The organism is Desulfofundulus sp. (assembly GCF_049701015.1).
In the GTDB taxonomy this organism is placed as follows: Bacteria; Bacillota; Desulfotomaculia; order Desulfotomaculales; family Desulfovirgulaceae; genus Desulfofundulus.
In genome coordinates this window covers 1-7,071 of record NZ_JBNATZ010000066.1, presented here as the reverse complement: position 1 = coordinate 7,071, position 7,071 = coordinate 1, and the positions used below count along the sequence as shown (strand labels likewise).

The 7,071-nt window shown below is 59.0% G+C and carries 6 protein-coding genes and 1 pseudogene; all 7 read right to left on the bottom strand.

What is annotated here, in order from left to right; all coding sequences use genetic code 11:
- A partial coding sequence (locus ACPLUI_RS05995) for a hypothetical protein (protein ID WP_424659371.1) occupies window positions 1-98 on the bottom strand: 98 nt, incomplete at its 3' end.
- Window positions 99-124: 26 nt separating this feature from the next.
- A complete protein-coding gene (gene ilvB / locus ACPLUI_RS05990; protein ID WP_424659365.1) occupies window positions 125-1,789 on the bottom strand; it encodes a biosynthetic-type acetolactate synthase large subunit in 1,665 nt (554 codons plus the stop codon).
- An 82-nt stretch (window positions 1,790-1,871) separates the two neighbouring features.
- A complete protein-coding gene (gene ilvC / locus ACPLUI_RS05985) occupies window positions 1,872-2,867 on the bottom strand; it encodes a ketol-acid reductoisomerase (RefSeq protein ID WP_424659364.1) in 996 nt (331 codons plus the stop codon).
- 2 nt (window positions 2,868-2,869) lie between these two features.
- Window positions 2,870-3,388, bottom strand: a complete 519-nt coding sequence (gene ilvN, locus ACPLUI_RS05980) for an acetolactate synthase small subunit (RefSeq protein ID WP_424659370.1) — start codon at window positions 3,386-3,388, stop codon at window positions 2,870-2,872.
- A gap of 38 nt (window positions 3,389-3,426) precedes the next feature.
- A complete protein-coding gene (gene ilvB, locus ACPLUI_RS05975) occupies window positions 3,427-5,085 on the bottom strand; it encodes a biosynthetic-type acetolactate synthase large subunit (RefSeq protein WP_424659363.1) in 1,659 nt (552 codons plus the stop codon).
- A gap of 33 nt (window positions 5,086-5,118) precedes the next feature.
- On the bottom strand, window positions 5,119-6,777 hold the full coding sequence (gene ilvD / locus ACPLUI_RS05970) for a dihydroxy-acid dehydratase (protein ID WP_424659362.1): 1,659 nt from the start codon (window positions 6,775-6,777) through the stop codon (window positions 5,119-5,121).
- An 88-nt stretch (window positions 6,778-6,865) separates the two neighbouring features.
- Window positions 6,866-7,071: pseudogene (locus tag ACPLUI_RS05965) on the bottom strand (branched-chain-amino-acid transaminase); the annotation flags it as partial.

Genomic DNA, 7,071 nt, shown 5'->3' with positions numbered 1-7,071 from the left:
CTGGCGATCTGCAGTTTCTCCACCACGTTCAGGCTTACCCCCGGGGATTGCTCCCCATCCCTCAAAGTAGTATCAAATATATACACACGCCGGGTCATAAAAGCCCTCCTTAATCAAAGTGGAATCAACATTCAAAGGTTTCGTCAATTCCACGTCCGCTGGGAACCATGGGCAAAACCTTTTCCTGTGGACTTACCAGGCAATTAACCAGCACTGGACCGGGTTCGTTCAGTACCTCGGGGATGACCTTTTGCGCCTCTTCTTCTGTTTCAATACTGTAGCCCTTGATACCATAGGCCCTGGCCAGGGTGAGGAAATCGGGATGGAACTTGAAGTCCACGGCCATGTAACGGCCCTCGCAGTAATATTCCTGGAGCTGGCGCACCATGCCCAGGGTCCGGTTGTTGATCATGAATATTTTTATGGGCAGCTCCTGCTCCCGTACCGTTGCGAGCTCCTGCATGGTCATCTGGAAACTGCCGTCCCCGGTGACCAGGATAACATGCCGGTCCGGGAGCCCCAGTTGGGCGCCAACGGCGGCGGGCAGGCCAAAACCCATGGTACCCAAACCACCAGAGGATATCAGGCTGCGCGGGTGTTTGAACCGATAGTACTGGGCCACCCACATCTGGTGCTGGCCCACATCGGTGGCAATGGTGGCGTGACCTCCGGTGTGGCGGTACAATTCTTCAATGATGTACTGGGGCTTCAGGCCGCCTTCCCGGCTGTAGCGCAAAGGGTAAAGCTCCCGGAGTTCCTGAACGCGGGCCAACCATGGTGAACGGTCGATTTTCTTGAGCAGGGGCAGGAGGGCCTGCAGTACCAGCTTCACATCTCCCACGATGGGTACGTGCACAGGCACGTTCTTGCCAATTTCAGCCGGGTCGATGTCAACGTGTATAACCGATGCCCTGGGGGCAAAAGCAGCCAGCTTGCCCGTCACCCGGTCGTCAAACCTAGCCCCCAGCGCAATAAGCAGGTCGCACTCCGTCACGGCAAGGTTGGCGTAGCGGGTCCCGTGCAGGCCGAGCATACCTAAGAACAGTGGGTGATCCCCCGGGAAACTGGAAAGACCCATAAAGGTATTGGTAACAGGGGCGGAAATTAACTCGGCCAGCTCCAACAGCTCTTCGCTGGCCCCGGAATTGAGAATGCCGCCGCCAGCGTAAATCACCGGGCGCTGCGATTGGTTGATCAATTCCGCCGCCTGATTTATTTTTTTGCGGTGTCCCAGGTAGGTGGGTTTATACCCCCGCAGCTTCACCGTTTCAGGGTAGTGAAAATCAATCAGCTCCCCGGCCACATCCTTGGGCAGGTCTATAAGCACCGGCCCGGGCCGGCCGGTAGAAGCGATATGAAAAGCGTTCTTGATGATCTGGGGCAGGGATGACGGGTCTTTTACCAGGTAATTATGCTTGGTAATGGGAATGGTAATCCCCGTGATATCCACTTCCTGGAAGGCGTCAGTGCCGACCTGGCTGGTAGGCACCTGACCGGTAAAAACCACCAGAGGGACCGAGTCCATGTAGGCATTGGCTATCCCGGTTACCAGGTTCGTAGCTCCCGGGCCGGAGGTGGCCATACATACCCCCACCCGGCCGGTAGCCCGGGCGTAGCCGTCGGCTGCATGCACGGCCCCCTGTTCGTGGCGGACCAGTATATGCTTGATTGAGGAATGATACAGGGCATCGTATACGGGAAGCATGGCACCCCCCGGATATCCGAAAACAAAATCCACCTTCTCCAGCTCCAGGCAGCGGACGAGGGCCTGGGCAGCGGTAATCTTCAAGGCAACTCCCCCCTTATCCAGCCTTTTTCCGGGAGTTACCGGGGGGGGGGCCGCCTGCGGGCCCCGCCCTTAAACCCGGTCTTTAGCGCTTCTGCAACCAGGGCATCATCTTACGAAGTTCAGCCCCCACCTTTTCAATGAGGTGCTCCGACTCCCGGCGGCGCATAGCGTTGAACATGGGCCGGTTGGCCTGGTTTTCCAGAATCCACTGTTTGGCAAACTGGCCGCTCTGGACCTCCTGCAGTACCCGTTTCATTTCCCTGCGGGTTTCTTCCGTTATGATGCGCTTGCCGACCATATAATCCCCGTACTCGGCAGTATTACTGATGGAGTAACGCATCCAGCTCAGCCCGCCTTCGTAGATGAGGTCCACAATCAGCTTCAGTTCGTGCAGGCACTCAAAGTAAGCCATTTCCGGAGCATATCCGGCCTCCACCAGGGTGTCGAAGCCGGCCTTGATCAATTCGCTGACCCCACCGCACAGCACGGCCTGCTCGCCAAAAAGGTCAGTTTCCGTTTCTTCCCTGAAAGTGGTCTCGAAAACACCGGCACGGGTGCCGCCGATACCCCTGGCGTAGGCCAGGGCCATTTCCCGGGCCCGGCCACTGGCATCCTGGTGCACGGCCATCAGGCAGGGAACTCCCTTGCCTTCCGCATACATGCGGCGCACGATGTGCCCCGGGCCTTTGGGAGCCACCATAATGACATCCACTTCCCCGGGGGGCACAATCTGCCCGTAGTGGATGTTGAAACCGTGGGAGAACATGAGGGTCTTACCCGCCTTCATGTGGGGGGCGACTTCCTCCCTGTACAGGTGAGGTTGCACCTCATCGGGCACCAGCATCTGGACGATATCGGCCCGGGCAGCGGCTTCTCGAGGCGTGTATACCTCAAAACCGTCGGCCTTAGCCTTCTCCCGGCTCCGGCTGGCTTCATGCAGGCCAATGATCACGTTCAACCCGCTGTCCCGGAGGTTTTGCGCCTGGGCGTGTCCCTGGCTGCCGTAACCGAGAACGGCAATCGTCTTCCCCTGCAATACACCCAGGTCGGCGTCGTTATCATAATAAACTTTCACCATTTTTAATCATCCTCCCGTGTACCATTGTTATTGATATTGGTATAGCGGGAACCCCGCAGCATGGCAATTTTACCGGTACGAACCAGTTCCTTGATTCCATAAGGCCTGAGGGATTCCTCAAAGGCCGTGATTTTGCCCTCATTGCCCGTGCATTCCAGGATCATGGTCCGCCGTCCCAGATCTACAATGCGGGCGCGGAATATATCGGCAATCTGCATTATTTCTCCCCGTTTTTCCGGTTCGGCACTCACTTTGATGAGTATGAGTTCCCGGTCCACGTATTCGTCGGCGGTAATATCGCTGATCTTGATCACGTCAATCAGCTTGTGGAGCTGTTTGGTCACCTGCTCCAGCACCCGGTCGTCTCCCTCTACTACAATCGTCATGCGGGAAATGGCCGGGTTGTCGGTACGACCCACCGCCAGGCTATCGATGTTGTACCCCCGCCTGCTGAACAGGCCGGCCACCCGGGCCAGGACTCCGGGGTTGTTTTCCACCAGCACCGCCAGGGTATGTCGCATCATACCACCTCCCCTGCACACGGAAAAACCATTGTGGTCTAGCCCAACATGCGGTCCAGAGACTCGCCCGGGGGCACAAAGGGAAGAACATTTTCTTCCCGTTCAATGACGAAGTCGATGAGCACCGGCCTGGAGGTAGCCAGAGCCTGTTCCAGGGCGGGCCTGACGTCGGCGGCTTTCTCCACCCGCATGCCTACAGCACCATAGGCCTCGGCCAGCTTGACAAAGTCGGGGTTGACCAGCTCACTGTAGGAATAGCGCCGGTTGTAAAACAGCTCCTGCCACTGGCGGACCATCCCCAGATACCCGTTATCCATGATGGCCACCTTTACCGGCAGGTCATAGTTGACCGCCGTGGCCAGCTCCTGGATGTTCATCTGGATGCTGCCGTCGCCGGCTATGTCAAAGACAATCTCATCGGGGCAGGCCACCTGCACGCCGATGGCTGCGGGCAACCCAAAACCCATGGTGCCCAGACCGCCGGAAGAGATGAAAGTCCGGGGACGGGTATAAGTATAATAATGGGCCGCCCACATCTGGTGCTGGCCCACCTCAGTCGTAATCCTGGCCTGGCCTTTGGTTACCCGGTAAATCTCCCGGATGACCTGCTGGGGTTTGAGGTGGCCGTTTTCTTCGTAGGTAATGGGATATTCCTTTTTCCAGGTCTTGATCTTCTCCTGCCAGGCACCCGGCAACTTGGCTTCAAGACGCTCAATAAGGGCGGAAAGCACCCGCTTGACATCCCCCACCAGGGGAATATCTACCCGTACATTCTTCCCTATTTCCGCCGGGTCAATGTCAATGTGCATGATCCTGGCCTGGGAAGCAAAACTCTCCAGTTTACCGGTGACCCGGTCGTCAAACCTGACACCCACGGCAATCAACAAATCGCACTCGCAGACAGCAAAGTTAGCGTACTTGCTGCCGTGCATGCCCAGCATGCCCAGGGAAAGGGGATGGTCCCCGGGAAAGCCCCCCAGGCCCATCAGCGTGGTGGCAACCGGGGCCAGGATCAGCTCGGCAAAACGGCGCAGCTCCCGGTGGGCACCGGAGTAAACCACACCACCGCCGGCGTAAATGACCGGCCGCTCGGCGCGGGCTATGGCCTCCGCCGCCCGGTTGAGCTGTTCCGCCGGCGGCTCGAGCACCGGGTGATAGCCGGGCAGGTTCACCGGCCCGGGATCTTCATATTCGGTCTGGGCACTGGAGACGTCTTTGGGTATATCCACCAGCACCGGGCCGGGTCTGCCCGTAGTGGCGATGTAAAAAGCCTCTTTGATGACGCGGGCCAGCTCCCGCACGTCTTTCACCAGGTAATTGTGCTTGGTAATGGGCAGGGTGATCCCCGTAATATCTGCTTCCTGGAAGGAATCCTTCCCCAGCTGGGAGGTGACCACCTGCCCGGTGAAAGCTACCAGCGGTATGGAATCCATGTAAGCGTTGGCAATGCCCGTAACCAGGTTGGTGGCTCCGGGGCCGGAAGTGGCCAGGCACACCCCCGGCCTGCCGGAAGCCCGGGCATAACCGTCCGCAGCATGGGCGGCACCCTGTTCGTGCCTGGTTAAAATGTGCCGGATATCTGCATCGTAGAGGGCATCATAGATGGGCAACACCGCACCTCCGGGATAACCGAAGATGGTATCCACTCCCTGTTCCCGCAGACTGTCGACCAGGATCTGGGCCCCGGACTTTTTCATGCCCCCTCACCTCCAACATCTATTCAAAAACATCTATTCAAAAACTGCTCCCGTACTGGCCGAACCCACCTGCCGGGCATAGCGGGCCAGGTAACCTCCGGTCACCCGGGGGGCAGGAGGAGTCCACCGGGCCAGCCGGTCCTGGATTTCTTCCGGGCTGAGTTCTACGTCCAGGCGATAATTGGGAATATCAATGACGATCATATCCCCGTCCCTCACTACGGCCAGGGGACCGCCCGCAGCCGCCTCGGGAGAAATATGGCCGATCGAGGCACCACGTGTGGCGCCGGAAAAACGCCCGTCGGTCAAAAGGGCCACATCCTTGTCGAGTCCCATACCGGCCACCGCGGCCGTCGGTGCCAGCATTTCCCGCATACCGGGACCGCCCCGGGGGCCTTCATACCGGATAACGATCACATCGCCCCTGTTTATCCTGCCACCCAGGATGGCGTCAAGGGCCTCCTCCTCAGAATCGAAGACCCTCGCCGGCCCGCGGTGCACCATCATCTCCGGAGCCACGCCGGCCTTCTTCACCACCGCCCCGCCGGGTGCCAGGTTCCCCCGCAGGATGGCCAGGCCGCCGGTAGAGCTGTACGGGTTCTCAATGTCCCGGATTACCTCCGGACGGCTCACCCGACAGTCCCGGATCAGTTCGCCAACGGTTCGCCCGGAAACCGTGGGCAAATCCAGGTGAAGCAGGTCTTTTCTAGCCAGCTGAGCCATTACCGCCCGGATGCCCCCTGCCTCATGGAGGTCCTGTATGAAGTAAGGCCCCATGGGGCTGAGCCTGCATAAATTCGGCGTGCGAGCGCTGATTTCATTGATCTTATCCAGGCTGATTTCCACGCCGGCCTCCCGGGCAATGGCCGGCAGGTGGAGCACCGTGTTGGTGGAACAGCCCAGAGCCATATCCACCGCCAGGGCGTTTTCAAAGGCCCTGGCCGTGAGGATGCTTGATGGCCGCACATCCTCTTTCACCAATTCCACGGCCCGCATGCCCGTTAACTTGGCCAGCCGGCGTCTGGCCGCAGAGACGGCCGGTATCGTGCCGTTACCCGGCAGGGCCATGCCGATGGCCTCGGTCAGGCAGTTCATCGAATTGGCTGTGAACATGCCGGCGCAGGAACCGCAGCCCGGACAGGCCTCCTCCTCCATCACGGCCAGTTCCTCTTCGGTCATCCGGCCCGCCCGCACGGCCCCCACGGCCTCGAACATGTTGCTCAAGGACAGATCCCGGCCCTGGTAACGGCCGGCCAGCATGGGGCCACCGCTGACCACTATGGCTGGAATGTCCAGGCGGGCAGCAGCCATGAGCATGCCAGGCACGATCTTGTCGCAGGCAGTAACCAGGACCAGGCCGTCAAACTGGTGGGCCTGGACCATTACCTCTATTGAATCGGCAATCAACTCGCGGCTGGCCAGGGAATATTTCATACCGCTGTGGTTCATGGCAATGCCGTCGCAAACCGCAATGCAGGGAAACTCCACCGGCGTGCCGCCGGCCATTCGCACACCGGCCTTGACCGCGGCGGTGATCTCATTTAAATGAATGTGCCCCGGCACTATTTCATTGAAGGAATTCACCACCCCGATCATGGGCCGCTCAAGTTCCTGGTCCACGAAACCCAGAGCCTTTAAAAGGGAACGGTGCGGGGCCTTTTCCAATCCCTTTTTTATGGCATCGCTGCGCACGGTCAAGCCCTCCTTATTCAGTCGTCAGTCGTCGAAAATCGGAAAGCCGGAACTGACCGGACACCAGCCCGGTGCAGTTCATGCTACGCTAATCCTCCTGGAAGATGACCGGACCGTCAACCCTGGTCAGTTCCCGGTAAGCATGGATCAACTCACGGGTTATTTGCCCGGGACGGCCGTCGCCAATAATCCGCCCGTCCAGTTTAACCGCCGGGATGACCTCCGCCGCAGTACCGGTGAGGAAGCATTCGTCAGCAGTATAAATGTCGTACCTGGTAAAAAGCTTCTCCTCAA

Excerpts from the sequence above, each read along its gene's own strand:
- ilvC (WP_424659364.1), bottom strand. The coding sequence starts at position 2,867 with ATGGTGAAAGTTTATTATGATAACGACGCCGACCTGGGTGTATTGCAG.
- ilvN (WP_424659370.1), bottom strand. The coding sequence starts at position 3,388 with ATGCGACATACCCTGGCGGTGCTGGTGGAAAACAACCCCGGAGTCCTG.
- ilvB (WP_424659363.1), bottom strand. The coding sequence starts at position 5,085 with ATGAAAAAGTCCGGGGCCCAGATCCTGGTCGACAGTCTGCGGGAACAG.